Below are 25853 nucleotides of genomic sequence, written 5' to 3'. Positions count from 1 at the left end.
CCCTTTCCGCTTCACTTCTGCGCGGCAGGTGCCGGGTCTGCTGCCTGCTGGGCGGCGCGCATTGCTTCAAGCTCGGCCGGGCTTTTGAAATCAAGCAGTTCCACCTGAAACACCAGATCGGAACCCGCCGGGATCGGTCCCGAAACCTGATCGCCATAGCCCAGTGCCGCAGGCACGCAGAAGCGCCAGATGCTGCCCTTCGTCATCATTTGCAGACCTTCGGAGAAGCCGGGGATCACGCCGTCCACGGGAAAGGCTGCCTGCATGTTCTGATCAAACACTTCGCCATTGGCCGCGAGAAAGCCGAGATAGTTGACGAGCACGTAATCCGCCTTGGCGGGCTTTGCCGCCTCTGCCGGCTTCAGTTGCATCACCCCAAGCCCGCTGGGCGTGGTGGCGCTGCACAGCCTCTGGCCTGCCGGGACCACCGGGTTGAGCGGCAGCGGGATAACGTCTGGAGAAGGCTTGGGGGGCTGCACCGCCACCTTTGCCGGCGCGGCGGTTGCGGTTTGCAGCCCAAGGGCCAGCACGGCAGCGGCCGCAACAGGGGTGATGACGGGGTGACGGAGGCGCAAAAGCGCGTTGCGGATAAGCTTCATTGCCATGCCATAGCCGCCCGCCGCGTTTCGCACCATGGCGCCATGATTGCCCGATGCGGATAAATCGTGGCCAGCCCCGCGGTTTGCGGGGTTTCCCGGCCCTTGCGCCACTTGACCGCCCGTCTGACCGGCCTAAATGCGAATCATGTTCATCGAGACCGAAACAACCCCGAATCCGGCCACGCTCAAGTTCCTTCCGGGCGAGCAGGTCATGGCCGCCGGCACGCGCGAGTTCACGTCGCCCGAAGCGGCCGAAGCCTCGCCGCTGGCACAGGCGTTGTTTGATCTGGGTGACGTGACCGGCGTGCTGTTCGGGCGGGATTTCGTTTCGGTCACTGCCGCGCCGGGCGTGGAATGGGCCGGGCTGAAACCGCAGGTGCTCTCGATCCTGCTCGATCACTTCGTCAGCAAGGCGCCGCTTTTCGCTGGTGGCACCGCTGCCGGAATTGCCGTTCCTGCCGATGCCGATGATGATTTTGCCGATGATCCCGCCGATGCGGACATCATTGAACAGATCAAGGATCTGATCGAAACGCGCGTGCGCCCGGCCGTTGCCAACGATGGCGGCGACATCATCTACCGCGGCTTTCGCGAGGGCGTGGTCTATCTCCAGATGCAGGGGGCCTGCTCTGGCTGTCCATCCTCCACCGCCACACTGAAGAACGGCATCGAAAGCCTGCTGAAGCACTACGTGCCCGAAGTCAGCGAAGTGCGCGCGGCCTGATCGGGACGGCAGGAATGCGCACTCTGGTGATCGACAGCGCAACCGAGAACTGCTCGGTCGCCCTGTTCGATGATCGGCAGCTTGTTGCCGGTGAATGCCAGCAACTGGGCCGTGGCCATGCCGAACGGCTGGTGCCGATGATCGCGTCCCTTCCCGGCAGGGGACGCGCAGAGCGCATCGCCGTCAACGTCGGCCCCGGCAGTTTTACCGGCATCCGCGTTGGCCTTGCGGCGGCGCGCGCGCTTGCCCTTGTATGGAATGCCAGTGTCGAAGGATTCGAATGCCCGGCACTGGTGGCGGCAATGGCGCTTGCCCAGCACCCCGGACAGCCGGTCGACATCTGCATGACCGGGGGGCACGGCGAATGGTTCTTCCAGCCATTCTCGGCAGACGGGGCGCCATTGGCCGATGTCGCATCGCTCAGCCCCGCCGATGCGATTGCGCGCAGCAGTGCCGCTCTTGTCGCGGGCAGCCAGGCCCAGGCCATCGCTGGCCAGCGCCCCGGCATCGTCATGCTTGATCTGCGGCCCGATGCGCGCCTGTTCAACCTGCTGGACCCGGCTTTGCTGCATGCAGATCCCCGGCCCAGCTACGGCCGGGCGCCCGACGCGCGCCTGCCTGCGGCGGCCTGATTGGCGCCAGCGGCATCCCGCCCTGCCCTTCGAGGCGTTGCCACGGCATGATGGCCCCTGCAACCGAGATCGACTGGCTGATGGCAGTGATGGAAACTGCCTTTCCGCCCGAATACGGCGAAGCCTGGAGCCGCAGGCAGGTTTGCGATGCCCTGATCGTGGGCAATTGCCATTATGGCTTTATCGCCGCCGATGGCACGGAAAATCCTTCTGAAACAAATCCTGCCGCCGGTTTCTTCATGGGCCGCCGAATACTCGACGAAGAAGAGCTGCTGCTTTTTGCCATCGCGCCAGCCTATCGGCGAAGGGGATTGGGGCATCGTCTGCTTGCGCGCTTCATCGCCGACGCCCAAGACCATGGTATGACACGGATTTTTCTGGAGATGCGACGCGGAAATCCGGCAGGGTTTCTTTATGCAGCGCATGGTTTCCGGGAAACCGGCATACGACCGGCTTATTATCGCACCCCCGGCGGGCAGCGGATTGATGCGGTAAGCCACGAGCTGACTTTCGAGGATTGAGCCGATACTTGCTGCCTATTGGGATTTTTTGGGCAGAGTTTCAAAATTGGCTGTCGATCCGGTTGTTTCTGGTCACGACTTGACTATATGCTGTGATCTGGATCACCAAGCAAATAGATCATCGCAGGATCCTGCTGAACAACAAACAACGAAAGTCGGTTCGCAATGAGTGAAATACAAAATGACATGCGCGAGACGCTGATTACCCTGACCTCGGATATCGTGGCCGCTCATGTGAGCAACAACAGCGTCGCCGTGAGCGATCTGCCCACGCTCATCAACAATGTCTATTCGGCACTGGCCGGGCTTGATCAGCCCGCCGTGGCTGAAGAGCCTGCTCCGGAACCAGCGGTTTCAATCCGCGCATCGGTCAAGAACGATCACATCGTCTGCCTTGAAGACGGCAAGAAGCTCAAGATGCTCAAGCGCCATCTTGCGACTCGCTACAACATGACCCCCGAACAGTATCGTGCGCGCTGGAACCTACCGGCCGACTATCCGATGGTCGCCCCGGCCTATGCGGAAAAGCGGCGCGAACTGGCCAAGAAGATCGGCCTTGGCCGCAAGCCCGCGCCCAAGCGCGGCCGCAAGCCCGCAGCCGCCTGATCCGGACCCGATCCGCAGGCTGCCCTGCAAGACAGGGACAATCCCGCAATACGATTGCGCGCGGTTGAAGATTTGGCCCGCCCGGTTATATCCGGGAGGGCCAATTTCTTGTTAGCGGGTCCATCGTGCATCAGGCCATCGACATTGAAGCTCTCTGCGCCGAACGCGGACTGCGCATTACCGATCAGCGCCGCACAATTGCGCGCGTCCTTTCGGAAAGCGACGATCATCCCGACGTGGAGAAGCTGCATGAACGCGCTTCGGCCATTGATTCGCGCATTTCGATCGCCACGGTCTATCGCACCGTACGCCTGTTTGAAGAGGCGGGCATTCTTGATCGTCACGATTTCGGCGATGGTCGCGCCCGGTATGAAGCCACGCCGGAAGCCCATCACGATCACCTGATCGATGTGGAAACCGGCAAGGTGATCGAGTTTGTCGATCCCGAACTCGAACAGCTCCAGCGGCAGATCGCGGAAAAGCTCGGCTACCGGCTCGTCGATCATCGCATGGAGCTTTATGGCGTGAAGATTGAGCGCGACGGCTGAGGCAGTCCTGCGTCCGGCAATCTCGTTCGCCGGGCGCTGCCGCATCGTCCTGCGGCTTGCGGCGATGGTGCTGCTGCTCGTGACTTGCGTGCCGCTGTATTATGCTTTTGCCCTGTTGCGGCTGCCCAATCCGTGGCCCCGCCTGTTCCTTGGTGCCATTGCCCGGATCGCTGGCGCGCGGGTGCGCAAAACCGGGGGCCGCGTGACCGGCGGCGCGTTTTTCCTCGCCAACCACGTAAGCTGGCTTGATATTCCGGTCATCGCCGGTGCCAGCGGCACAGCCTTCATCGCGCATTCGGGCCTTGCCGAAATCGGGCTGCTCAAGTGGCTGTGCCAGATGAACGATACGGTCTTCGTCGCGCGTCACAACCGCCGCAGCGTTCACGAACAGGTCGCCAGCGTTCGTGAGGCCTTGTCCGATACCGGAGCGCTTGCGGTCTTTCCCGAAGGCACCACCAGCGACGGAACGGGCCTCTTGCCGTTCAAGTCGTCGCTCCTGTCCGCGCTTGATCCACCCCCGCCCGGCATATCGGTTCAGCCGCTGTGGATCGATTACGGACCGCAGGCGCCAGTCATTGCATGGGTGGGCGCAGAGCACGGGCTGGACAATTTCCTGAAAATCCTCGCCCGTCGCCGCGCCATCGACGTGACCGTGCATTTCCTGAAACCGCTCGAAGATGCCGAAATGGCCAACCGCAAGGTCATGGCCGCAGCGGCGCAGCAACGCATCGCCGCAGCCATGGCACTCGCCGATCACAGGCCCGCCGCGGATCTCCCCTGAGGCAAGGCGGGGCCAGCCGGATCAGCCCCGGATTAGACCCCGGATTAGACCCTGGATTAGACAAGGCCCTGCAAATCCAGTAACGGCGCGGGCCATGTCGTCTTCCGCCAACCCCGCCGCACCCGCTACCGCCGCAGCCACTCCCCGCACCTTCCGCGTGAAGAGCTTCGGCTGCCAGATGAACGTCTATGACGGCGAGCGCATGGCCGAACTGCTGGGCGCGGAAGGGATGACGCCTGCGGCGGAGGGCGAAGATGCCGATCTCGTCGTGCTCAACACCTGCCACATCCGCGAGAAGGCCACGGAAAAGGTCTATTCCGACATCGGCCGGTTGCGCAGGGATGATGGCTCGGCACCGCTGATTGCCGTGGCTGGCTGCGTTGCGCAGGCCGAAGGCGAGGAGATCATGGCCCGTGCGCCCAGCGTGAAGGTGGTGGTCGGTCCGCAGTCCTATCACCGTCTGCCGGAAATGGTCGCCAAGGCGGCCAGCGGTGGCCGCGCGTCCGAAACAGACATGCCCGCCGAAGCCAAGTTCGCCGCGCTGCCCAAGCGTCGAAAATCGGCCCCCACGGCCTTTCTCACCGTGCAGGAGGGTTGCGACAAGTTCTGCACCTATTGCGTGGTGCCCTATACGCGCGGCGCGGAAATCAGCCGGCCGTTTTCCGATCTGGTGGAGGAGGCAAGGCTGCTGGTAGCTGGCGGCGCGCGCGAGATCACCCTTCTGGGCCAGAACGTGAATGCCTGGACCGGCGAGGATGACAAGGGGCGCGCCATCGGCCTCGACGGGCTTGCCCGCGCCCTTGCCGCTGACCCCGATCTCAAGCGGATCCGCTATACCACCAGCCATCCCAACGACATGACCGATGGACTGATCGCGGCGCATGGCGAACTGGACAAGCTGATGCCGTTCCTGCACCTGCCCGTCCAGGCCGGGAATGATCGTGTGCTCAAGGCGATGAACCGCAGCCACACCGCCGAAAGCTATCTGCGACTGCTGGAGCGCATCCGCGCCGCGCGGCCCGACATCGCGCTTTCGGGCGATTTCATCGTCGGCTTTCCGGGCGAGACCGAAGCCGAGTTCGAGGACACGCTGCGCATCGTTGATGCCGTGGGATACGCGCAGGCTTTCAGCTTCAAGTATTCCGCCCGCCCCGGCACCCCGGCCGCCACCATGCCCGATCACGTCCCCGCCGAAGTGATGGACGATCGCCTGCAACGTCTCCAGGCCGCGCTCAACCGCGACCAGCTTGCCTTCAACCGTGCCAGCGTGGGCAAGACCTGCGAGGTGCTGGTCGAACGCAGGGGCCGCCATCCCGGCCAATGGCTCGGAAAATCGCCGTGGCTGCAATCGGTGCATTTCATGGGCGAGGCCGGGATTGGCGATATGGTGCGGGTTGAACTGGTGGAAGCCGGTCCCAATTCGCTGGCGGGGCGCGTGCTGGGCTGAATTGCCCGCCATTCGGCAAAAACCTCTGTGCAAAGCAGCGCCGTGCGTCTTGTGCGCGCAACATCCGTTCCTATGCTCTGATTCAGGCTTCAAGCTGAAAGGAGCACATGGCCCGAAAGCCCCCCCGCGCTCACGAAGCGCCTTATCGCCCCGATCTTCACCGGGCTGACCATCACCGCATGGACCAGCACCACCGCGCGCGGATCGAGGTCGAGTTCGATGAACAGACCGTGCTGGGCGCACTGTTCGGCCAGTTCGACACAAATCTGGTGCTCATCGAGAACCGGCTGGGGGTTTACATCTCGGCACGCGGCAACCGTGCGCTGATCGAGGGACCCGAAGATGCCGTGGCAAGGGCGCGCGATGTGCTGCGAGGAATGCACCAGCGCCTCCTTTCCGGGCAGGACGTGGATTCAGGAGTCATCGAATCGCTCATCGCCATGAGCGTGGAACCCACGCTGGAAGGGATCATCACCGGTGCACCGGGCGGCGCACCATCCATCATGATCCGCACCCGCAAAAAAACCATCGTTCCGCGCAGCGCCACCCAGATTGCCTACATGAAGGCACTGATCGCCAACGACGTGATCTTCGCGCTTGGTCCGGCAGGAACCGGTAAGACCTATCTCGCCGTGGCACAGGCGGTTGCACAGCTCATCTCCGGCTCGGTGCAGCGGCTGATCCTTTCGCGTCCTGCGGTCGAGGCAGGCGAACGGCTGGGCTTCCTGCCCGGCGACATGAAGGAGAAGGTCGATCCCTATCTTCGTCCGCTCTACGATGCGCTCTACGATTGCATGCCGCCCGAACAGGTGGAGCGCCGCATCGCCAGCGGCGAAATCGAGATTGCGCCCATTGCCTTCATGCGTGGCCGCACTCTGGCCGATGCCTTCGTCATCCTTGACGAGGCGCAGAACACCACGCCCGCACAGATGAAGATGTTCCTCACCCGCTTTGGCCAGAACAGCCGCATGGTGATCTGCGGCGATCCGAAGCAGGTCGATCTGCCCGGCGGAACCGGAGCAAGCGGCCTCAACGATGCCGTGGCGCGGCTTGAAGGGATCGAAGGCATCGCCACCGTGCGCTTCGGCACGGCCGATGTGGTGCGCCACCCCATCGTCGGGCGGATCGTCGAAGCCTATGAAGGCGCCAACAGCGGCAAGGAATGATGAGCGCGCCGGTTCTTGAAATCGATATCGACCCGCTCTGGGGCGAGGAAACCGACTGGGAAGCTCTGGCCTGCAATGCGGCCGAGGCGGTATCGCGCATCGTCCCCGAACTTGCGCACGAATGCTTCCTGGTCAGCCTGGTTCTGGCCGGCGACGAGGAAGTGCACGCCCTGAACCGCCAATGGCGCGCCAAGGACAAGCCGACCAATGTCCTGTCCTTTCCGATGCTGAGCCGCGATGAAGTGCTGCGCGCTGCACGCAATCCCGACGCGCCCTGCATGCTGGGCGATCTCATCCTTGCCCACGGCGTCTGCGTGCGCGAAGCGGCGGACAAGGGCGTGGCGGTGGAAACCCACGCGGCGCACCTCATCGTGCACGGCCTGCTGCATCTTGCCGGATACGATCACGAACAGGGCGATGCCGAGGCCGAAGAAATGGAAGGGCTTGAACGCAAGGTTCTTGCACTTATGGGCATTGCCGACCCATATGCGGTCGAAGACTGACCTGAAGGGGGAACCAAGCAGTGCCTGAGGGCAATGGCTCTGCCGGCGAAGGCCGTGCGGGAGACGCAGACAGTAGCAGTTCCGGACATCGACGCGCGCTGTGGCGCACGATCAGGAGCTTCTTCAAGGGATCGGACCATGATCTGTCGCTGCGCGCACAGATCGAGGAAGCGATCGACGAACACGAGGGCGAACCGAGCCACGACGGCAAGCGCAACGGCGATCTGGTGCCGCTGGAGCGGCAGATGCTGCGCAATCTGCTCCACTTCAGCGAGCATGACGCTGACGATGTGGCCATCCCGCGCGGCGAGATCATCGCCATTGCGGCATCAGCCAGCTTCGATGAACTGGTTGCCGCCTTTGCCGAGCACGGGCACAGCCGGATGCCGGTCTATGGCGAATCGCTCGACGAGATCATCGGCATGATCCACGTGAAGGATGTCTTTGCCATCGTCGCGGGGATGCACCTTTCGGGCAAGCAGCCACCGAAGGACTGGACCAGCCTGATGCGCCAGCCGCTGTTCGTCCCGCAGGCGCGCGGCGCGCTTGACGTATTGGCCGACATGCGCAGCAAGCGTACCCACCTGGCCGTGGTGATCGACGAATACTCTGGCACCGATGGCATCATCACCATCGAGGATCTGGTCGAAGAGATCATTGGCGAGATCGAGGACGAACACGACGATGCACCGCAGGAACTGCTGCGCCGCATCGATTCGGATACCTGGGATGCCGATGCCCGCGCGGAACTGGACGACGTGGCGGAAACGGTCGATCCCCGGCTTGCCGAAGTGGAAGAAGACGTGGATACGCTGGGCGGGCTTGCCGTGATACTGGCAGGTGAAGTGCCGCCGGTCGGGCGTGTTCTCGAACATGCCAGCGGGTGGCGGATTGAAGTGATCGCGGGCGATGAACGTCGCCTCACCCGCCTCAGGCTCCATGCCCCCGGTGCCGCAACGGCCCCGGAAGAATAAGGACGAGAGAATGATCCGCCGTCTGCCCCCCCTGCGTTCGCTCGAGGCGTTCATCCGCGTCGTGCGCGCCGGATCGGCCAAGACGGCGGCTGCCGAGCTTGCGCTCAGCCCATCGGCCCTGTCGCGTCGGCTTGGCGCGCTTGAGGACTTCATCGGCAAGCCGATGTTCGAACGCAAGCATCAGGCCCTGAAGCTGACCGAGGAAGGCCAGCAGCTTTACGATGCCGTGGCGCCCCTGATCGACGAAATGGCCGATCGGGTTGACCGCCTGATCGATACCGGAAAGGTCATGCGCCTGCGTCTGGGGGTTCTGCCGCTGTTCGGCAGCCAGCGCCTGTTCCCGCGCCTTGGCGAACTGCGCAAGCTGCACCCGCAGCTTCATATCGATATCGATTCCGGCCACGCTGCGGAGACGAAGCTGGGCGATACGATCGATGCGGCGATCATCCTGTCCGAAGGTCCGGATGCCTCGCTGCATTCGGTGCGGCTCGATCACAACCGCGTCCATGCCATTACCTCGCGCGCCCTCGCCGAGGAGCTGGGGGACAAGCCAGACATTGCCAAGCTTTCCAAGCAGACGTTCCTTGTTCACAACGATCTGCCGATGAGCTTCGAGGCGTGGAAGAAGGCACTGCATCTGGAAAAGCTGGAACCTGCGGCGATCGACCACTTCGATTCAGGGCAGTTGATCCTTGAGGCGGCGGCCCAGGGCCTTGGCATCGCCATCATGCACGATGACCACTATCATCGCAGCCACGATTCACGTCTTGCCCGGCTTTACGACATCGACGTGGACAGCCCCTATTCCTACTGGTTCGTATGCCGTCCCCGCGCGCTGCAATCGCGCCCGGTGCGCCTGTTCCACGACTGGATGCTGAAGGCAGGCCTATAAGGCGCCAAAGGCGCGCGCCCTGCGCCGCCTGAGGAAGCGGACAAAATCGCCACTGGCAATCACCGGCATACCGCGGTGCGCGGGCCGTGCACGGACATAGGCCAGCGCCCTGACCGGAGCGGCGCGACCCTGCGCCCTCACGGAAACCAGGCAGCGCCGATACTCCGACCAGCCGGGCCGGCGCGGATCGCACATTTCATAGGCATCAAGCAGCCGCAGATGCCGCAGCCCGAAGCCGGGACCGGCGCGATAGAGTCGCCCCATGACCCTCGCCCGCCCGCGCCGCGCCCGCCCCCCGATATCGCACAGCGCCGGATACCAGCCCCGTGCGGCGAACACCGCCCGAAGCGAACCATGCACCCACGCCCGCCTACCCCCTGACATAACCGGCAGGATCGCGCGCGTGACGGGATTGTCGTGATCTTCGCACAGCGTTCCGTAGAAGAAGAACCACGTGCCGCGCACTGTGTCAGTTCAGTGGCCGCAGGCCAGAGCCTCGACCACGTCGTCAAGCCGTGCAGGATCACCCACCGCCAGAACGTGGCCATCCGATCCGGCATGAAGCGGTTCGCCGTTCCAGTCCGCCATCGTGCCGCCAGCGCCTTCGACGATGGGCACGAGCGCTGCCCAGTCATGCAGTTTGAGGTTCGCCTCGCACACCACATCAAGCTGGCCCGTCGCCAGCATGGCATAGTTGTAACAGTCCCCACCCATGACCATGCGGCGATGATCGGTCTTCGCGGCCAGCCCCATGAAGTGCGCGCCATCATGGTCGTCGAAGTAATGCGGGCCGGTTGTCGCGAGGGTGGCCTCGGTCAGTTCGCGGCACGCGCGCGTGCGCACGGGTTTGCCGTTGAGCGTTGTGGGCATTCCTGCCGCGCCCGTCCAGCGTTCGCCGGTAATCGGCTGGTCGATCACGCCCAGCACCGGAAAACCTTCGATCACCAGGGCAATCAGCGTGCCGAAGATCGGCCGTCCCGCCAGAAACCCCGCCGTGCCATCAATCGGATCGAGCACCCAGCTTCGCCCTGAACCGCCACCGCTTGCGCCGAACTCCTCGCCGATGATCGCATCGCGCGGCACTTCGGCGGTCAGGATGCGGCGCATGGCCTCTTCGGCCGCACGGTCGGCCAGCGTAACCGGCGTGGCATCGCCCTTGCGCTCGGCCGCCACCGTGCGGAAATGGGGACGGATTGCTGCTGCGGCAGCATCGGCAAGGCGCATCGCCAGCGCAATGTCTTGGTCCAGCTTCATGCCCCTGTCCTTGCCCGCGCCCGATGCATCTGGTCAACCCGCAGTTCGCGCGCGGGCCGATTGTTCGCCTGACAGAACAAAGTTCATGACTTGCGTGACAATTCGCACAAACGCTGGTCAAGACGGCAACTAAGAGATCGTCAGACATAGAACGTCAGGCAATGTCTGGGGGCAGACAGAATGACACGCAACAACCGGGCCGCACCTGAAAGACCTACGCCGCCCGAAAAGGGACCCGCAATCGACCCGGCGATAGCCTCGCCGCAGGCGACGCGCGACGGCCAGCCCATTTCCTACAGCCGTGCGCCCGCAGCCGATCTCGAACGCTGGATCGGGCGGCTGTATGTCACCATTGTCGACACGCCGCCTGATCATCGGCTGGAATGCGGCCTGCTGAGTGATTTTGCCTGCATCCGCATCCAGTTGCGCGGGCATTGGCAGGCGAGCACGGCGGACGGCATCAGGCAATCGGAAAGAGCGGCCATGCTGTTCGGTCCGCAATCGCGCCGGATGCCGATCAGCGTTACCGGCAGCTTCATCAGCGTGGGCATCTTCCTGCGACCCGGCGTCTGTCACGCACTTGGCGGGCCTGACATTTCCGCGATGGTGGACCGGCTGGATACCTTCACCGCGCTTGGCCTCAATGAAGAGCGCTGGCTAGACCTGTGCCATCCTGCGGATAGACCCGAAGACTGGGCCAAGGCGATGGAGCACGAAATGCGCAGCCTTATTGCTGAACGCGCCGTGCGCGAGCCCGATCCCGTTTCCGCCCGCTTCGAGGCAGCCGCCTTCATCGACCCGACAGTGAGCGTGAAGCGTCTGGCCGAAGAGTTCGGGGTTGAGCAGCGGCGGCTTGAACGCATCGTGCGGCGCGATTTCGGGATGCCGCCGAAGCAGGTGCTGCGCCGCGCCCGCGCGCTCGACATGGCCAGCCATCTGCGCGGTGTGGCCGATCACGACGAGGCCGAAGCCATTGCGCTGCGCTATTACGACCAGAGCCACCTGATCCGCGAGTTCGGCGAGCTTTTCGGGATGAGCCCGCGCCAGTTCGTCGAACGGCCCCAGCCCTTGATGACGCTTGGCCTTGAAACCAGGCAGGCGCGCCGTCTGGAAATGATCCGCCGACTGGAACCGGGCGAAGTCAAGCCCTGGGAATAGCCCTGCCCGTCAATCGGGACCGTGGCCAGCCTGGGCCTGTCAGTCAAACAGGCTGGACACCGAACTTTCATCGGCGATACGGCGCACGGCCTCGCCAATCAGCGGGGCGATGGTCAGCACCCTGATCCGGTCCGAAGCGGCGGTGGCCTCGGTCGGCATGATCGTGTCGGTGATGACCAGTTCCTTCAGCGCGGAATTGCTCACGCGCGCCACCGCGCCGCCCGAAAGCACGCCGTGGGTGATATAGGCAGAAACGCCCGCAGCACCCGCATCCATCAGCGCCTGCGCCGCATTGCACAGCGTGCCGCCAGAATCGATGATGTCATCGATCAGGATGCACATGCGCCCCTTCACATCGCCGATGATGTTCATCACTTCGGACTGGCCGGGACGGTCGCGACGCTTGTCGACGATGGCCAGCGGCGCGTTGTTGAGCCGCTTGGCCAGCGAGCGCGCGCGCACCACCCCGCCCACGTCAGGCGAGACGACCATAAGTTCCTGTGTGCCGTAACGGGTCTGGATGTCTGCCGCCATGACCGGCGCGGCAAAGAGGTTGTCGGTCGGGATGTCGAAGAACCCCTGAATCTGGCCAGCGTGCAGATCCACCGCCAGCACGCGATCAGCGCCCGCTTCGGTGATGAGATTGGCCACCAGCTTGGCCGAGATCGGCGTGCGCGGTCCCGGCTTGCGGTCCTGCCGGGCATAACCGAAATAGGGCACGACCGCCGTGATCCGCTTGGCCGATGCGCGGCGCAGCGCATCGATGCAGATCAGCAGTTCCATCAGGTTGTCGTTCGCGGGATAACTGGTCGACTGGACCACGAACACGTCTTCGCCGCGAACATTCTCGTGGATTTCCACGAAGACTTCCTCGTCGGCAAAGCGGCGCACGCTGGCATCGGTCAGCGGCATTTCGAGATAGGCCGAAATGGCGCGGGCGAGCGGCAGGTTGGAGTTGCCGGCCATGATCTTCATGCGTGCGATTCCCTCGGATTCGATCCCCGATGCGGCCCTTAGCCCAAGATGACAGGTTTGCAACTCTTGCAGCAGGCAGGTCTTGCCGCCTAGTGAACAGACATGACAGACACGCTCCGCATCGCCCTTGCCCAGCTCAACCAGTCGGTGGGCGATCTTGCCGCCAATGCCGCCGCCATGCTTGCCGCGCGGGAGAAGGCGCGCGATGCCGATCTCGTGGTCTTTCCCGAACTCCAGTTGATCGGCTATCCGCCCGAAGACCTCATCATGAAGCCCGCGCTGATCGCACGCGCGGCGGTGGAACTGGAACGGCTGGCACAGGCCACGGCCGATGGCGGCCCGGCCATGCTGGTGGGATCGGTCTTTGTGCGCGACGGCGCGCTGCACAACGGCGTGGCCCTGCTTGAAGGAGGGCGCATTGCAGCCACGCGCTTCAAGTATGAACTGCCCAATTACGGCACTTTCGACGAGAAGCGCTATTTCCTGCCCGGCCCCCTGCCTGAACCGGTATTGTTCAAGGGCGTGATGCTGGGCCTGCCGATCTGCGAGGATATCTGGCATCCCGATGTCTGCCGCCATCTGGCCGATCTTGGCGCCGAAATCTTCATCTGCGTCAACGGCAGCCCTTACGAGATCGACAAGGACGTGCTGCGCATCGATGGCGTGGCCAAGCGCCGCGCGATCGATACGGGCATTCCGCTGGCCTATCTCAACCGCGTGGGCGGGCAGGATGAACTGGTATTCGATGGTGCCAGCTTCGTCGTCGGCCCGGAAGGTGCACTGTGGGTGCAGATGCCCGATTGGGAGGAAGCCATCGTCACCACGGTCTGGACGCGCTCCGCCATTGGCAGCAAGCACCGCTGGCGCTGCGAGCCGGGTGAAGTGCACGATCTGGCCGAACATCCCGAAGACATCTATTGCGCGATGGTCCTTGCCCTGCGCGACTATGTGAATCGCAATCGCTTTCCCGGCGTGGTGCTGGGTCTTTCGGGCGGCATCGATTCGGCCATCTGCGCGGCCATCGCGGTCGATGCTTTGGGCCCGGACCGGGTGTGGTGCGTCATGCTGCCCAGTCGCTATACCAGTCAGGAAAGTCTTGAGGATGCCGCAGGCTGTGCACAGATGCTGGGCGTCAAGCTCGATACCGTGCCAATCGCGCCTGCGGTCGATGCCTTCGATGCCATGCTTGCTCCCGTCTTTGCAGGCAGGCAACCCGATCTGACCGAGGAGAACATCCAGTCGCGCATTCGCGGCGTCACGCTTATGGCGCTGTCGAACAAGTTCGGCCCGATGCTTGTCACCACCGGCAACAAGAGCGAGATGAGCGTGGGTTACGCCACGATCTATGGCGACATGAACGGCGGCTACAACCCGCTGAAGGATGCCTACAAGACCACCGTCTTCGCCATATCCAAATGGCGCAACGACCATCGGCCGAAGATCGGCCTTGGCCCGGATGGCCCGGTCATGCCGGAACGCATCATCACCAAGCCGCCCAGCGCGGAACTGCGGCCCGATCAAAAGGATTCGGATTCGCTGCCGCCTTATGATGTGCTTGATGCCATTCTCCTCGGCCTTGTCGAACACGAGAAGAGCGTCGATCAGGTCGTAGCCGAAGGGCATGAACGCGAAACCGTGGTGCGCGTGGAACGCCTGCTGCACCTTGCTGAATACAAGCGCCGTCAGGCCCCGCCCGGCGTGAAGCTGGGCGCGCGCAACTATGGCCGGGATCGCCGCTATCCGATCACGCAGGCGTTCCGCACCGCCTGATATTGTTGCGAGCGATTCTCATTGACCGGAAGGGGCGGCACCCCTAACTTGCGAATCGTTCGCAAGAAAGGATGTCAGATGCCTGCCCGCCAGCCTCCTGCCGCCGCTTCCGGCCGCTTCGCCACGATCATCGATGCCATGGTGCGCCCGCACGACGTGCGCGGCCTTTCGCTCAAGGCGCTGCACGTTGTCATGGCAATGCGGCTCTGCGCGGTCTTCGAAAACGCCGGGCGCGATCCCGTGCCCGATCTTGCCCGGCGCTATCGCAGTGTCGAAGCGGCCTGCGCGCTTCACGGGCTGGTCCGGACGGCGCGGCAGGTCTGGCCCGAACCCATTGTCGTCAACCGCCCCTGCTGCCACGCCATGACGCCCGACGAGGTGACTTTGGCCGCGCTTGCCCGCACGGCGCGCCAGGGCCGGCGCGAAGCCTTCAGCGCGGTTATCGCCGGGCTTGTCCGCGCAGACCGCCACGAAGCGCTCTACAACGCCACGATCCATGCCGTGGCCCTGCTGCCCTGACCCTTTCCCTTGCCAGTCAGGCGCGGTAGGGCGGCGCGCATGACCATTGTAACCCGCTTCGCCCCTTCCCCCACCGGCAAACTGCATGTCGGCAACGTGCGCACGGCGCTGCACAACTGGCTGCTGGCAAGAAAATCCGGCGGCAGGTTCCTGCTGCGCATCGATGATACCGACGCCGAGCGCAGCCGCGAAGACTATGTCGAGGCGATCCGCGCTGATCTGGCCTGGCTCGGCCTGGTTCCCGATGCCGAGGAACGCCAGTCGCTCCGCACCGACCTCTACGAAGAGGCATTCCGTCGGCTGGTCGATCAGGGCCGCATCTATCGCTGCTATGAAACCGCGCAGGAACTGGATCTCAAGCGCAAGATCCTGCTCGGCCGCGGGCTGCCCCCGATCTACGATCGCGCCGCGCTGAACCTGTCCGAAGCCGATCATGCCGCCAAGGCCGCCGCAGGCGAAAAGCCCCACTGGCGCTTTCTGCTCGACCACGATCAGCCGATCGCCTGGGAGGATGGCATTCGCGGCCCGCAGTGCTTCGATCCCCGGCAGATGTCCGATCCGGTGATCCGCCGCGCCGATGGCTCGTGGCTCTACATGCTGCCTTCCGCGATCGACGATATCGCCATGGACATAACCGATGTTCTGCGCGGCGAGGATCACGTATCGAACACCGCCACACAGATCCAGATGTTCACTGCACTTGGCAGCCAGCCGCCGCGCTTTGCCCATGAAGCGCTGCTGACCGGCACCGAGGGCAAGCTGTCAAAGCGGCTCGGCTCCCTCGGCATGGCCGATTTTCGCGAACAGGGCATCGAACCGGAAGCCATTGTCGCGCTGCTTGCCCGCCTTGGCACGGCTGATCCGGTCGATCCCGCGCTTGACGCGGCAGCGCTGGCTGCCAGCTTCGATCTGTCGCGCTTCGGCCGCGCCCCTGCCCGCTTCGACGAGGCGGACCTGCACCGCGTCAACGCCCAGATCGTCCACCGCCTGCCCTATGCCCGCGTTGCCCGCATCCTGCCCGAAGGCATGGGCGAGGCCGCATGGGACGCGATCCGTCCCAACCTTTCCCATATCGACGAGGCGAAAGACTGGTGGCAGGTCATTACCGGCCCGGTCACTGCCCCTGCATTCGATGACGAAACGCGCGCATACCTGTCGGAAGCAGCCAGCATCGCAGCAGCGCTTGATTGGCAGGCCGATCCCTGGCGCGCTCTGACTGCAGCCTTGAAGGACAGCACCGGCCGCAAGGGCAAGGCGCTGTTCCTGCCGCTTCGACAGGCGCTGACGGGGCAGGATCACGGGCCTGAAATGGCCGCGCTGCTCCCCCTTATCGCGCAGGACGAGGCGGTGCGGCGCCTTTCGCCCCGAACAGAAAAGTCCCTCTGAATGCAACAGGGGCCGGAAAGCCCTTCGGCCCCGCCCCCGTTCCCGCATCACCCTGACGGCTGTCAGACAGCGATAACGCTCGCCTTGCGGATCACGCCGGGGTTTGCGGGCGGTTCGCCCTTGGGCAGCGCGTCGATATGCTCCATCCCGCTCTCGACCACGCCCCAGACCGTGTATTGGCGATCAAGGAAGCGGGCATCATCAAAGCAGATGAAGAACTGGCTGTTGGCCGAATGCGGATAGCTGGTGCGCGCCATGGAGCACACGCCGCGCACGTGCGGCTCGTCGTTGAACTCGGCCCTGAGGTCGGGCTTGTCCGAGCCGCCCATGCCGGTGCCTTGCGGGCAGCCACCCTGCGCCATGAAGCCGGGAATCACGCGGTGGAACTTCACGCCATCGTAAAAGCCTTCGCCAGCCAGTTCCTTAATCCGCTCTACGTGGCCGGGGGCCAGATCGGGGCGCAGCTTGATGACCACGTCGCCCGAATCAAGCGTCAGCACCAGTTTTTCGTCAGCCATTGGTCGCACTTCCTTGCAGTTTTGCGTTTCCTATACGGCCTTCGGGGGCAAAGTCACGCATAGGTCTGCTAGGCGGTTGCAATTGCCGGCACAGCGGCTAACCCGCCGCCATGGAGCGTGATCAGGACAAGCTTGAAAATCTGCTCCCCGACGCGGCCGACGGCGCTGCGACGGCCGACAGCACGCGTGCGGCAGAACCTGCCCGAAACGCCGAAAGCCTTGACGAGGAAGACAATACCCTGCGCCCCTCGTTCGTGCGCAAGGTCGTCGAGGCGCTCGAATCGGGTGACGACGAGCGGGTTTACAACCTTGTCGAGCCGCTCCACCCGGCCGACATCGCCGACCTGTTCGAACTGATCGACCAGAACGACCGTGTCGCGCTGGCCCGCGCCATCTCCGACCTGATGGGCGGCGAAGTCGTTGCCGAACTCAACGATTACGTGCGCGAATACCTTGTCGAGGAACTGGAGCCGGAAGAGGTTGCCGAACTCGCCGAGCAGATGGAGACGGACGACGCCGTCGCCCTGATCGAGGATCTCGACGAGGAAGACCAGCAGGCCGTTCTGGCCGAAATGGAACCGGAAGACCGCGCCGCGATCGAATCCGCGCTGTCCTATCCCGAAGAGACCGCCGGCCGCCTGATGAGCCGCGATGTCATCGCCGTGCCGGAGGCGATGACGGTGGGCGATCTCATCGACTATCTGCGCGGCGAGGAAACGCTTCCCACCGAGTTCTGGGAAGTCTTCATCGTCGATCACAAGCATCACCCGATCGGCACGTGCAGCCTTTCGTGGATCCTGCGCGCGCCGCGCAGCGTTCCGCTGGCCGACGTGATGAAGCGCGACCAGACCCTGATCCCGGTAACGATGGATCAGGAAGAAGTGGCCCTGCGCTTCCAGAAGTATGCGCTGATTTCTGCCGCCGTCGTGGATGAATCCGGACGCCTCGTCGGCCAGATCACGGTCGACGATATCGTCCACATCATTCAGGAAGAAGCGAGCGAGGACATCCTGCGCCTTTCCGGTGCCGGTGATGGAGACATCAACGAGCCTGTTCTTCTCACCGTGCGCACGCGCCTGACATGGCTCATCGTCAATCTGGGCACGGCCATCCTTGCGTCGTCGGTTGTCGGGCTGTTTCAGGATGCCATCGGCAGGTTCGCACTGCTTGCGGTGCTCATGCCGATCGTATCGGGCATGGGCGGCAATGCCGGCACGCAGACGCTGGCCGTTGTCGTGCGCGCGCTGGCCACAAATCAGCTGACAAGCTCCAACACCCTTCGCATGATCTTCCGCGAACTCCGGATTGCCGCAACCAATGGCGCCACGCTCGGCCTGCTGATCGGCGGTGTCACCGCGCTCCTGTTCGGCAATCCGCTGCTCGGCGCGGTGATCGGTGCGGCAATGATCATCAACAATCTCGTTGCGGGGCTTGCCGGCATTCTGGTCCCCGTCTCGCTTGATCGTCTGAAGGTGGACCCGGCTGTCTCTTCGGCCGTATTCGTGACAACCGCCACGGATGTCATGGGCTTTTTCTCGTTTCTGGGGCTTGCAGTCCTTACCGGCCTTGCCTGATCTTGCGGCAAGCCCGGAAAACTGGCTGCGCCCTTCCCGTCCATACGGAATGAACCCATGCCGCTTCACCTCACCAAGGTCGCCTATGGCGCCCAGTCACTTGCCGAAATCCACCAGTGGTTCTCCGCAGAGGGCCGTCGCGGCGGCGCAAGGGTCGCGCGCCTCACCACGCGCAACCGGCCAAGGCGTGCCGATGAACTGGTCGGCGGATCGCTCTACTGGATCCATAAGCACCAGCTTGTCGCACGCTCGGAAATCCTTGGCTTCGAAGATGCCGAAGGCGGCTACACAAATATTCTCGTCAGCACAAAGCTGATCGATGTCCACCCCAAACCCCGCCGCGCCCACCAAGGGTGGCGCTATCTTGAAGCAGCAGATGCGCCAGCGGACCTTGGCGACGGCGAGGCGGGCGAAGTTCTGCCGGCACAAATCGCCTCGGAACTTGCAAAGCTGGGCCTGGTCTGACCTGCATCCCTGCAAGGCGGCGTATCACGGCCTGAAGCTGGAAGTTGGGCATTGCAAAACCGACGCCTTGCGAAAGGCACGACATGCCGCTAGGGGCGTCGGCTCCAGTGCAATGCGGAGCGGTGGCCGAGTGGTCGAAGGCGCTCGCCTGGAAAGTGAGTATACGTCAAAAGCGTATCGAGGGTTCGAATCCCTCCCGCTCCGCCACAGGCCCGGCACAATGTAGCACTTGAACCACGGAATCTTAAGGGATTTGCGTGATTTTCCGATCTTCACCGCCTATGCGGGTGAGGAGGTGCTATGAGCGAAACCAATTTGAAAGCTGCGCTCGAGCGCAAGTATGCCCTGTTCAAGGGCGAGCTTGGCGAGAAGCGGCAGAGGATAGATTACATCGAGTCCCTCTTCCGAGAAGAGCTGCCCAAGCTGACCGCAAGGGAGCAGCGCCTTCACCGCCTCATCGATTGTGCTGAGGAGATCCTGAAAGAGATCAACCCCTCCTTCTCTCCAGACAAGGTTCGCCCGATCAAGCCGCACGTCCACAAGGCCCCGACAGCCGTAGGACAAATCGCGAAGGTGACGCTCGATATCTTGCGGGAGAGCACAGCGTCATTGACCATCAGGCAGATCGCGGACGGAATCGTTCACAGGGAGAAGCTAGGAGAGATCTCCGAAGCTGAGCACAAGCGCCTCAGAAACTCGATCGACGCTACCTTGCGCGACAAGCTGCAAAAGGGCCTCGTGACGCATGACGGGGCCAAGTTCGCAAGGAAGTGGCGCATCTGCACGGCCGAAGAGCGCAGGCGTCAGATGAAGCCGGCGAACACGTCTTCGAAAAGCACATCCTCGTGATTTGCGCTTCCACGCTGCCAATAACCCGAGAATGACCGCGACGGAGGCGATTGGATGGCTGCCTGAAGGATCGCCATTGTCTGGCTCTTCAGCGTCATTTCATTGTTGGTTTCGCGCCATGCTGCGTCAGCTGCATAGCGGAGGAGATACGGGCCCGAGATGTTATGGTGTGTCCCGATCTCGAAGCGGCGGAGCCTCGAGAAGAAGCTTTCCATCTGGTTCGTATTGATCTCGTTGCGTTCGCCTCGGGCGTATTCCTCGCTGTGGTTGACGCGTTCCGTCTTGTGCGTCGCATGGAGATCAAGCCAGGCAGGGGCTTCGTCAGCATAGATCTGGCTCATGGTGTCGATGCGCTCTGAGAGCCAGGCGGTCGCTTGATCTTCTCCATCGAAGACGCCGACGATTGTGCGGCGCTTCCCTTTACGTTCGCGGGCGCCTACGACGACCCGCCTCTTGCCATTCTGATTTTCCTTCAAGCGCCGGTCGACCCGATTGATCTTCTTGTTCTCGGGCTTGATGTATCCACCGAACCAGGCGCCATCGACTTCAACCTCGCCTTCAAGACGGGTTTCCATCTGGCTGTTCAGGAGACCTTCGCGAAACTTGTGCTGAAGAGCAAACGCCGTCTTATACTCGCAACCGAGTTCAGCGGACATGTCGATACCGTTCTTGCCCTTGGCACCAATCGCGAAGGCCCGACCAGCCACGATCAGATCCTTGAAGGACTTCTTCTTGTTGGCGAACATCGTGTTGCTGGTCAGGGAGAAGAGCTTTCGACACTTCGGTGCGCGACACTTCCAGCGCTGCTGGTTTTCAAGCCACCAATGTTCGTGAGAGCCACACCAAGGACAGACTGGTTCGCCATTGGTATCGGGCCAGCGGAGCTTCCGGAAAATGTCCTTCGCCTCCTCTTCGGTGATCTTCTCCAGGTCCTTGAGGGAGAAATCGCGCCAAGCTTTCGTCTGGCGAAAGCACGGGCGAGCAGGCTTTTTCCTGCCCCTCCTTGCCTTTCCAGTCTCACTTGCGCTACTCATGGTCTCGCATATGACACCTATCTGCCCGCACATCAAGGGCAAAGTTGCGTATGTGAGACTTTTTATGCCGGATGCGGCACTTTGGAGTTGGGCAAGATGGCAGAGACGTTGAACGAGGGGGATTGGGAATCGCTTGCGCGGAACATTCTGCGCGCCGAACTCATGCGGAGAGGCCTGAGCTATGCCCGACTTGTTGAGCTGCTCGCGCGCCTGGGGATCGAAGAGACCGAAGCCGCGATCAAGAACAAGGTTTCACGGGGTCGATTCACCCACGTGTTCTTCTTGCAGGCGATGGTCGCCATCGGGGTCGACTGGATCCAGATTCCGACTTCCGATTCACTCCTGAACGGCGACGGCATCGGCAATCAAGGCGCGCAACTCCTGGCACGCCAGAGTCATAGTCGTGACTCGTCACCTGCTACGAAGAAATAAGAGAGCGCAGGCACGCGGCTTAAGGTATTTTGCTGAAATCAGAAGATATCCTATAAGCTAATCGATGATGAGAACAGGGACGCAGAATTATCATGAATGAGACCAGATCTTCGAAGAACACCACCCTGGCGGATTTTATCTGGAAGAACGCCGACGACCTTTGGGGTGACTTCAAGCATACCGAATTTGGCAAAATCATTCTGCCCTTCACTCTTCTTCGGCGCCTTGAGTGCGTTCTAGAGCCTACCCGCGAAGAAGCATTGGAAACCGTGGCAAGTCTCTCTGGTGAGGACATCGACCTCGGCGTGGTTCTGCGCCAGATCACCGGCTACCCGTTCTACAACACGTCGAACTACTCGCTCGCGACGTTGGGTGCGACGCGGACGCGGCAGAACCTCGAGGACTACATTTCGAAGTTCAGCGACAACGCTCGCGTCATCTTCGAGCAGTTCGACTTCGCCAACACCATCGCCCGCATGGACAAGCAGGGGGTCCTCTACCGGATCTGCCAGAACTTCGCCGACACCGATCTGCATCCGGATTCGGTTCCCGAGCGGGTGATGAGCAACATCTACGAGCACCTCATCCGCCGGTTCGGGGCAGAGGTCAACGAGGCGGCCGAAGACTTCATGACGCCCCGCGACGTGGTGCATCTCGCGATCGAGCTACTGCTTGACCCCGACGATGAACTGTTCATCAATAACCCCGGCCTGATCCGCACGCTCTACGACCCAACCTGCGGAACGGGCGGCTTCCTCGCTGATGGCATGGAGCACATCCAGAGCCTGCGCGACCGATACAGCATCGCTCCGGTTGTCGTTCCGCATGGACAGGAGCTCGAACCTGAGACCCATGCGGTCTGCCTTGCCGGCATGCTACTCAAGACCTTGGAATCAGACCCCGGGCGAGACCTCTCCCAAAACATCAAGCTCGGCAGCACCTTGTCGAATGATCAGTATGCCAATGAGCGCTTCCACTACTGCATTTCCAACCCGCCCTTCGGCAAGAAGTGGGAGAAGGACCAGGCCGCCGTTGTCCGCGAGCATCAGGAGAAGAAGTTCGAAGGGCGGTTTGGCCCCAAGCTTCCAAGGGTCAGCGATGGATCCATGTTGTTCCTGCTGCACCTTGTCAGCAAACTGGAGGCACCGGAGCGTGGAGGCGGACGAGCTGCGATCGTGCTTTCGGGCTCACCGTTGTTCAACGGGAACGCCGGGCAAGGCGAGTCCGAGATCCGGCGCTTCCTTCTTGAGAATGACTACGTCGAAGCGATCATCGCTCTGCCGACTGAGATCTTCTTCCGCACCGGCATCGGCACTTACATCTGGATCTTGTCGAACAAGAAGCCGACGACACGGCAGGGGAAAGTGCAGCTCATTGATGCAACCTCTCTCTACACCCCAATGCGGAAGAGCGAGGGGAACAAGAAGCGCATGGTCAGCGGCGAGCAGACCCGCCAGATTGTCAACACATACTCTGCGTTCGAGGAGACCGAGACAAGCAAGATTTTTCACTACGAAGAGTTCGGATATCGACGCTTAAAGGTGCTCAGGCCGCTTCGAATAAAAATCGTAATCAGTGAGGAGGGTTTTGCTGCCCTAGATAACGAGAAAGCATGGACCAAGTTGTCCGACAATCAGAGGGAGGCATGGACATCTATCCTCGTCGCGCACGTTGGGCGCGAACATGAATACGACTGGCTTGAGCCCTTCGCCAAAGCTGCCAGCAAGAAGAATGCAGCGCTCGGCAAAGCGGACAAGGCGCTGATCAAAGCGTTCATCGGCGCCTTCGGTGTGCGCGATCCCGATGCTGAACCCGTGAAAGATGGGAAGGGCAACATCGTTCCCGATGACGATCTCACGGATTTCGAAAACGTTCCGCTCGGAACATCTATCGACAATTACATGGCAAGCGAGGTGCTGCCTTGGGCTGCGGATGCTTATGTCGATCTGAGCTTCCGCGATGAACAGGACCGAGACGTCGGGGTTGTTGGCTATGAGATCAACTTCAACCGCTACTTCTACCGGTATCAACCTCCTCGCGATCTCGAGGTTATTGATGCGGAATTGAAGGCAATCGAAGCAGATATCGCTGCGCTTCTGAACGAGGTTACGGCATGAAGCGTCTCCCCTATAGCGATTATCAAGCGGCGCCTGTGGGTTGGATGGAAGACATTCCTGCTCACTGGAGCATAGAAAAGATCAAATTTTCGTTGACTGAGAAAGCAAAGGTTGCTGCCCCAGAGCTGCCTGCGGGAGCCATCAGTTACGGAAAAGTGGTAAAAAAAGATGGAGACAAGATCGCGGAGGAGACCCTTGCTACTTATCAAGAGGTTCGAGCCGGAGAATTTCTGATCAATCCCATCAATCTTAACTACGATCTAGTTAGTCTTCGCACTGCTCTCTCAGAAATGGACGTAGTGGTAAGTCCGGCGTATATAGTTCTACGGGCAAAAGAGGCGAAGATCGATACGCGCTTTGGTAATTACCTTCTCCACATCTTCGACATTCGGCATATGAAGACCTTGGGAGCGGGAATTCGACAAACGATTGGCTTTCAAGATGTTGGGAATTGTCTTTGGGCGTTGCCGCCTATCGATGAGCAGATTGTTATAGCTAACTTCATTGATCGCGAGACTTGGCGCATTGATAAGCTAATCGCATTTAAGCAAAAGCAGGCTATCTTACTTAAAGAGAAGCGTGACGCACTAATAACAAGAGCGGTCACTAATGGTCTGAATGGATGTATCTCGAAAAAATCGTCTAGAGCGGCCTGGGTCGGTAAAATTCCTTCACATTGGGAGGAGGCGCCATTTTCGGCTTTTGCGATAGAGAGGCGGTTGAAGAACCTAGGAATGTTAGAGGCAAATTTGCTCTCGTTGAGCTACGGAAGAATCGTTCGAAAGGACATAAATAGGAATGAAGGGCTCCTTCCTAACTCGTTCGAGACATATCAGATTATCGAAAAAGATGATTTGGTGTTCAGATTTACAGATCTGCAGAATGACAAGCGTAGCCTGCGTTCAGCTATAGCAGGTGAAAGAGGTATAATCACATCTGCATATCTGGCAGTCCGCGTCAACGATATGAATCCGCATTATCTAAACTATCTCATGCGGAGTTATGATTTGCTCAAGGTTTTCTATTCGATGGCAGGAGGCCTTCGCCAATCCCTTGGATTCGATGACATCAAAAGAATGACGATCCTTGTCCCGCCTCGAGAAGAGCAGATCGAAATCGTGAAGTTTCTGCAATCCGAAATCAGCGTGATCGATGCCGTAATTTCGAAATTATCACGCAGTATCGAATTGCTGCGCGAGCACCGCACCGCACTTATTGCTGCCGCCGTGACCGGCAAGATCGATGTCAGGAATGTCGCATGAGCGATTTGCATCACGAGAAGCACCTCGAGGCCTACATCGTCCAGAAGCTGGAGGCGCAAGGTTGGTTAGTTGGTATCTCTGCTGACTACGACAAGGACTATGCGATCTTCACCGCCGACTTGGTCGACTGGATCAAGCAGACCCAGCCCGCGAAGTGGGACAAGCTGGTTGCGCTGAACGGCGACAATGCCCTCAAGGTCCTGAAGAACCGGCTCGACCAGGCGCTGGAAAAGCACGGCACCGTCCAAGTCCTCCGTCGCGGTTTCGATATCGCCGGTTGCGGTCACATCGATGTAAGCGAGGCGGCGCCAGAGGATCAACGCAATCAGGATGTCCTCGCCCGCTACGCAGCCAATCGCCTTAGAGTCGTTCCTCAGCTGCGCTACCATCACAGCGCCGACTTCGAGATCGATCTCGTGTTCTTCATCAATGGGCTTCCGGTCGCCACTGTCGAGCTCAAGACCGACTTCGTCCAATCAGTCGAGGCGGCCAAGCAGCAGTATCGCGAAGATCGTCTGCCGATTGACCCGCGCACCAAGCGCAAGGAGCCACTGCTTACCTTTAAGCGCGGCGCCGTTGTCCATTTCGCGATGTCAGACAGCGAGATCTGGATGACGACCAAGCTGGCGGGCGAGAACACCTTCTTCCTTCCCTTCAACAAGGGCCGCGATGGGCGTGCGGGCAATCCTGCCCGGGACGACGGCGAATACCCGGTTGCCTATTTCTGGGAAGACGTGCTGCAGCGAGACGCTTGGCTGCGCATCTTCCATAGCTTCGTCTACGTCGAGAAGAGAGAGGTGGTGGACCTCAAGGGAAATTGGTCGACGAAGGAGACGCTGATCTTCCCGCGCTTCCACCAGTGGGACGCAGTGAACAAGATGATCGCCGATGCCAAGGCGAAGGGCCCGGGACAGGCCTACCTCTGCGAGCACAGTGCCGGCTCGGGCAAAACCTCGACTATTGCATGGACGGCTCACGACCTCGTCAAGCTGCGGCAGGATGATGGCACGCCCATCTTCGACGCTGCCATCATCGTCACGGATCGTAACGTCTGAGGTGGTCCCGCCTTCTTGGACAGTTTGGCGGCTGAGTTAAGCTAATCCCGGTTGTCGTTCATGCCGCCTGTTTGATCATCAGATCATGGGGG

The 25853-nt window shown here is 61.5% G+C and carries 28 protein-coding genes and 1 tRNA gene; 23 read left to right on the top strand and 6 right to left on the bottom strand.

The features are described 5' to 3' along the window. Positions 1-11 precede the first annotated feature (11 nt). Positions 12-635, bottom strand: coding sequence for an FKBP-type peptidyl-prolyl cis-trans isomerase (locus DKM43_RS16735; RefSeq protein WP_236632581.1), 624 nt, complete (start codon positions 633-635; stop codon positions 12-14). Between the two features lie 109 nt (positions 636-744). On the opposite strand from DKM43_RS16735, the gene DKM43_RS13155 reads away from it, so the two are divergent. The 11 genes from DKM43_RS13155 to DKM43_RS13105 all read left to right on the top strand — a co-directional run bounded on the left by DKM43_RS13155 (position 745) and on the right by DKM43_RS13105 (position 9393). Further along, entirely contained in the window at positions 745-1323 is a 579-nt protein-coding gene (locus DKM43_RS13155; RefSeq protein ID WP_109799056.1) for a NifU family protein, read from the top strand. Positions 1324-1337: 14 nt separating this feature from the next. After that, positions 1338-1955: a tRNA (adenosine(37)-N6)-threonylcarbamoyltransferase complex dimerization subunit type 1 TsaB gene (tsaB, locus tag DKM43_RS13150; protein WP_109798960.1), complete on the top strand. Its 618-nt coding sequence runs from the start codon at positions 1338-1340 to the stop codon at positions 1953-1955. A 47-nt stretch (positions 1956-2002) separates the two neighbouring features. Beyond that, entirely contained in the window at positions 2003-2476 is a 474-nt protein-coding gene (locus tag DKM43_RS13145) for a GNAT family N-acetyltransferase (RefSeq protein ID WP_109798959.1), read from the top strand. 165 nt (positions 2477-2641) lie between these two features. After that, positions 2642-3082, top strand: coding sequence for a MucR family transcriptional regulator (locus DKM43_RS13140; RefSeq protein WP_109798958.1), 441 nt, complete (start codon positions 2642-2644; stop codon positions 3080-3082). Between the two features lie 125 nt (positions 3083-3207). Further along, positions 3208-3630 (top strand): Fur family transcriptional regulator, encoded by a 423-nt coding sequence (locus DKM43_RS13135; RefSeq protein ID WP_109798957.1) that lies wholly within the window; start codon positions 3208-3210, stop codon positions 3628-3630. Then, positions 3614-4411, top strand: a complete 798-nt coding sequence (locus DKM43_RS13130; protein ID WP_236632580.1) for a lysophospholipid acyltransferase family protein — start codon at positions 3614-3616, stop codon at positions 4409-4411. Before DKM43_RS13135 ends, DKM43_RS13130 begins: the two co-directional genes overlap by 17 nt. A gap of 94 nt (positions 4412-4505) precedes the next feature. Then, a complete protein-coding gene (miaB, locus tag DKM43_RS13125; RefSeq protein WP_109798956.1) occupies positions 4506-5858 on the top strand; it encodes a tRNA (N6-isopentenyl adenosine(37)-C2)-methylthiotransferase MiaB in 1353 nt (450 codons plus the stop codon). Between the two features lie 107 nt (positions 5859-5965). Next, positions 5966-7024 carry a PhoH family protein gene (locus DKM43_RS13120; protein WP_109798955.1) on the top strand — a complete coding sequence of 353 codons (1059 nt, stop codon included), beginning with the start codon at positions 5966-5968 and terminating at the stop codon, positions 7022-7024. Next, a complete protein-coding gene (gene ybeY / locus DKM43_RS13115) occupies positions 7024-7527 on the top strand; it encodes an rRNA maturation RNase YbeY (RefSeq protein WP_109798954.1) in 504 nt (167 codons plus the stop codon). The genes DKM43_RS13120 and ybeY overlap by 1 nt, the downstream gene beginning before the upstream one ends. Before the next feature lie 20 nt (positions 7528-7547). Further along, positions 7548-8501: a CBS domain-containing protein gene (locus DKM43_RS13110; protein ID WP_109798953.1), complete on the top strand. Its 954-nt coding sequence runs from the start codon at positions 7548-7550 to the stop codon at positions 8499-8501. A 10-nt stretch (positions 8502-8511) separates the two neighbouring features. After that, positions 8512-9393: a LysR substrate-binding domain-containing protein gene (locus DKM43_RS13105; RefSeq protein ID WP_109798952.1), complete on the top strand. Its 882-nt coding sequence runs from the start codon at positions 8512-8514 to the stop codon at positions 9391-9393. Here the strand turns inward: DKM43_RS13105 and DKM43_RS13100 are convergent. After that, complete coding sequence (locus DKM43_RS13100) at positions 9388-9858, bottom strand: gamma-glutamylcyclotransferase family protein (RefSeq protein ID WP_109798951.1); 471 nt, start codon at positions 9856-9858, stop codon at positions 9388-9390. The genes DKM43_RS13105 and DKM43_RS13100 overlap by 6 nt on opposite strands. Positions 9859-9867: 9 nt before the next feature. Beyond that, a complete protein-coding gene (locus DKM43_RS13095) occupies positions 9868-10647 on the bottom strand; it encodes an inositol monophosphatase family protein (protein WP_109798950.1) in 780 nt (259 codons plus the stop codon). A gap of 180 nt (positions 10648-10827) precedes the next feature. Between DKM43_RS13095 and DKM43_RS13090 the strand changes: the two genes are divergently transcribed. Then, positions 10828-11805 carry an AraC family transcriptional regulator gene (locus tag DKM43_RS13090; protein WP_109798949.1) on the top strand — a complete coding sequence of 326 codons (978 nt, stop codon included), beginning with the start codon at positions 10828-10830 and terminating at the stop codon, positions 11803-11805. A 39-nt stretch (positions 11806-11844) separates the two neighbouring features. On the opposite strand, the gene DKM43_RS13085 is transcribed toward DKM43_RS13090, so the two are convergent. Further along, positions 11845-12780 (bottom strand): ribose-phosphate pyrophosphokinase, encoded by a 936-nt coding sequence (locus DKM43_RS13085; RefSeq protein WP_109798948.1) that lies wholly within the window; start codon positions 12778-12780, stop codon positions 11845-11847. Between the two features lie 102 nt (positions 12781-12882). Between DKM43_RS13085 and DKM43_RS13080 the strand changes: the two genes are divergently transcribed. The 3 genes from DKM43_RS13080 to gltX all read left to right on the top strand — a co-directional run bounded on the left by DKM43_RS13080 (position 12883) and on the right by gltX (position 16455). Beyond that, positions 12883-14550 (top strand): NAD+ synthase, encoded by a 1668-nt coding sequence (locus tag DKM43_RS13080; protein ID WP_109798947.1) that lies wholly within the window; start codon positions 12883-12885, stop codon positions 14548-14550. 78 nt (positions 14551-14628) lie between these two features. Continuing rightward, positions 14629-15069 carry a hypothetical protein gene (locus DKM43_RS13075; RefSeq protein WP_109798946.1) on the top strand — a complete coding sequence of 147 codons (441 nt, stop codon included), beginning with the start codon at positions 14629-14631 and terminating at the stop codon, positions 15067-15069. 39 nt (positions 15070-15108) lie between these two features. Continuing rightward, entirely contained in the window at positions 15109-16455 is a 1347-nt protein-coding gene (gene gltX, locus DKM43_RS13070; protein ID WP_109798945.1) for a glutamate--tRNA ligase, read from the top strand. A 62-nt stretch (positions 16456-16517) separates the two neighbouring features. Here gltX and DKM43_RS13065 read toward each other — a convergent pair whose 3' ends face one another. After that, positions 16518-16973, bottom strand: coding sequence for a peptidylprolyl isomerase (locus tag DKM43_RS13065; RefSeq protein WP_109798944.1), 456 nt, complete (start codon positions 16971-16973; stop codon positions 16518-16520). A 110-nt stretch (positions 16974-17083) separates the two neighbouring features. Between DKM43_RS13065 and mgtE the strand changes: the two genes are divergently transcribed. The 4 genes from mgtE (at position 17084) to DKM43_RS13045 (ending at position 19861) form a co-directional block, all read left to right on the top strand. Next, on the top strand, positions 17084-18547 hold the full coding sequence (mgtE, locus tag DKM43_RS13060; protein ID WP_109798943.1) for a magnesium transporter: 1464 nt from the start codon (positions 17084-17086) through the stop codon (positions 18545-18547). A 57-nt stretch (positions 18548-18604) separates the two neighbouring features. Then, positions 18605-19012 (top strand): DUF1489 domain-containing protein, encoded by a 408-nt coding sequence (locus DKM43_RS13055; RefSeq protein WP_109798942.1) that lies wholly within the window; start codon positions 18605-18607, stop codon positions 19010-19012. A gap of 116 nt (positions 19013-19128) precedes the next feature. Further along, positions 19129-19219 (top strand) — tRNA-Ser (locus tag DKM43_RS13050). Between the two features lie 93 nt (positions 19220-19312). Continuing rightward, positions 19313-19861 carry a hypothetical protein gene (locus tag DKM43_RS13045; protein WP_109798941.1) on the top strand — a complete coding sequence of 183 codons (549 nt, stop codon included), beginning with the start codon at positions 19313-19315 and terminating at the stop codon, positions 19859-19861. Here the strand turns inward: DKM43_RS13045 and DKM43_RS13040 are convergent. Beyond that, a complete protein-coding gene (locus DKM43_RS13040; protein WP_161554091.1) occupies positions 19816-20895 on the bottom strand; it encodes an IS1595 family transposase in 1080 nt (359 codons plus the stop codon). The genes DKM43_RS13045 and DKM43_RS13040 overlap by 46 nt on opposite strands. 96 nt (positions 20896-20991) lie before the next feature. On the opposite strand from DKM43_RS13040, the gene DKM43_RS16590 reads away from it, so the two are divergent. From DKM43_RS16590 to DKM43_RS13020, 4 genes are all read left to right on the top strand, one after another. After that, positions 20992-21327, top strand: a complete 336-nt coding sequence (locus DKM43_RS16590; protein WP_201739870.1) for a DUF6471 domain-containing protein — start codon at positions 20992-20994, stop codon at positions 21325-21327. A 92-nt stretch (positions 21328-21419) separates the two neighbouring features. Beyond that, positions 21420-23444 carry a type I restriction-modification system subunit M gene (locus DKM43_RS13030; RefSeq protein ID WP_109798939.1) on the top strand — a complete coding sequence of 675 codons (2025 nt, stop codon included), beginning with the start codon at positions 21420-21422 and terminating at the stop codon, positions 23442-23444. Then, positions 23441-24706 (top strand): restriction endonuclease subunit S, encoded by a 1266-nt coding sequence (locus tag DKM43_RS13025; RefSeq protein ID WP_109798938.1) that lies wholly within the window; start codon positions 23441-23443, stop codon positions 24704-24706. The genes DKM43_RS13030 and DKM43_RS13025 overlap by 4 nt, the downstream gene beginning before the upstream one ends. Further along, the gene (locus tag DKM43_RS13020; RefSeq protein WP_109798937.1) at positions 24703-25761 is read left to right on the top strand and encodes a type I restriction endonuclease; all 1059 of its coding nucleotides are present in this window, start codon (positions 24703-24705) and stop codon (positions 25759-25761) included. Before DKM43_RS13025 ends, DKM43_RS13020 begins: the two co-directional genes overlap by 4 nt. Positions 25762-25853 lie beyond the last annotated feature (92 nt).

Origin of the sequence: Novosphingobium meiothermophilum, from assembly GCF_003171715.1 — a bacterium.
GTDB lineage: Bacteria > Pseudomonadota > Alphaproteobacteria > Sphingomonadales > Sphingomonadaceae > Novosphingobium > Novosphingobium meiothermophilum.
Note: the sequence above shows the minus strand (reverse complement) of the source record. Positions and strands in the feature narration are given on the sequence as shown.

Bases quoted from the DNA above. Each gene is read 5' to 3' on its own strand.
- DKM43_RS13075 (WP_109798946.1), top strand. From the start codon at position 14,629: ATGCCTGCCCGCCAGCCTCCTGCCGCCGCTTCCGGCCGCTTCGCCACG.
- DKM43_RS13155 (WP_109799056.1), top strand. From the start codon at position 745: ATGTTCATCGAGACCGAAACAACCCCGAATCCGGCCACGCTCAAGTTC.
- gltX (WP_109798945.1), top strand. From the start codon at position 15,109: ATGACCATTGTAACCCGCTTCGCCCCTTCCCCCACCGGCAAACTGCAT.
- DKM43_RS13090 (WP_109798949.1), top strand. From the start codon at position 10,828: ATGACACGCAACAACCGGGCCGCACCTGAAAGACCTACGCCGCCCGAA.
- DKM43_RS13080 (WP_109798947.1), top strand. From the start codon at position 12,883: ATGACAGACACGCTCCGCATCGCCCTTGCCCAGCTCAACCAGTCGGTG.
- DKM43_RS16735 (WP_236632581.1), bottom strand. From the start codon at position 635: ATGGTGCGAAACGCGGCGGGCGGCTATGGCATGGCAATGAAGCTTATC.
- DKM43_RS13025 (WP_109798938.1), top strand. From the start codon at position 23,441: ATGAAGCGTCTCCCCTATAGCGATTATCAAGCGGCGCCTGTGGGTTGG.
- DKM43_RS13095 (WP_109798950.1), bottom strand. From the start codon at position 10,647: ATGAAGCTGGACCAAGACATTGCGCTGGCGATGCGCCTTGCCGATGCT.
- tsaB (WP_109798960.1), top strand. From the start codon at position 1,338: ATGCGCACTCTGGTGATCGACAGCGCAACCGAGAACTGCTCGGTCGCC.
- miaB (WP_109798956.1), top strand. From the start codon at position 4,506: ATGTCGTCTTCCGCCAACCCCGCCGCACCCGCTACCGCCGCAGCCACT.
- DKM43_RS13120 (WP_109798955.1), top strand. From the start codon at position 5,966: ATGGCCCGAAAGCCCCCCCGCGCTCACGAAGCGCCTTATCGCCCCGAT.
- DKM43_RS13105 (WP_109798952.1), top strand. From the start codon at position 8,512: ATGATCCGCCGTCTGCCCCCCCTGCGTTCGCTCGAGGCGTTCATCCGC.
- ybeY (WP_109798954.1), top strand. From the start codon at position 7,024: ATGAGCGCGCCGGTTCTTGAAATCGATATCGACCCGCTCTGGGGCGAG.
- DKM43_RS13045 (WP_109798941.1), top strand. From the start codon at position 19,313: ATGAGCGAAACCAATTTGAAAGCTGCGCTCGAGCGCAAGTATGCCCTG.
- DKM43_RS13140 (WP_109798958.1), top strand. From the start codon at position 2,642: ATGAGTGAAATACAAAATGACATGCGCGAGACGCTGATTACCCTGACC.
- mgtE (WP_109798943.1), top strand. From the start codon at position 17,084: ATGGAGCGTGATCAGGACAAGCTTGAAAATCTGCTCCCCGACGCGGCC.
- DKM43_RS13065 (WP_109798944.1), bottom strand. From the start codon at position 16,973: ATGGCTGACGAAAAACTGGTGCTGACGCTTGATTCGGGCGACGTGGTC.
- DKM43_RS16590 (WP_201739870.1), top strand. From the start codon at position 20,992: ATGGCAGAGACGTTGAACGAGGGGGATTGGGAATCGCTTGCGCGGAAC.
- DKM43_RS13055 (WP_109798942.1), top strand. From the start codon at position 18,605: ATGCCGCTTCACCTCACCAAGGTCGCCTATGGCGCCCAGTCACTTGCC.
- DKM43_RS13020 (WP_109798937.1), top strand. From the start codon at position 24,703: ATGAGCGATTTGCATCACGAGAAGCACCTCGAGGCCTACATCGTCCAG.
- DKM43_RS13030 (WP_109798939.1), top strand. From the start codon at position 21,420: ATGAATGAGACCAGATCTTCGAAGAACACCACCCTGGCGGATTTTATC.
- DKM43_RS13085 (WP_109798948.1), bottom strand. From the start codon at position 12,780: ATGAAGATCATGGCCGGCAACTCCAACCTGCCGCTCGCCCGCGCCATT.
- DKM43_RS13040 (WP_161554091.1), bottom strand. From the start codon at position 20,895: ATGAGTAGCGCAAGTGAGACTGGAAAGGCAAGGAGGGGCAGGAAAAAG.
- DKM43_RS13145 (WP_109798959.1), top strand. From the start codon at position 2,003: ATGATGGCCCCTGCAACCGAGATCGACTGGCTGATGGCAGTGATGGAA.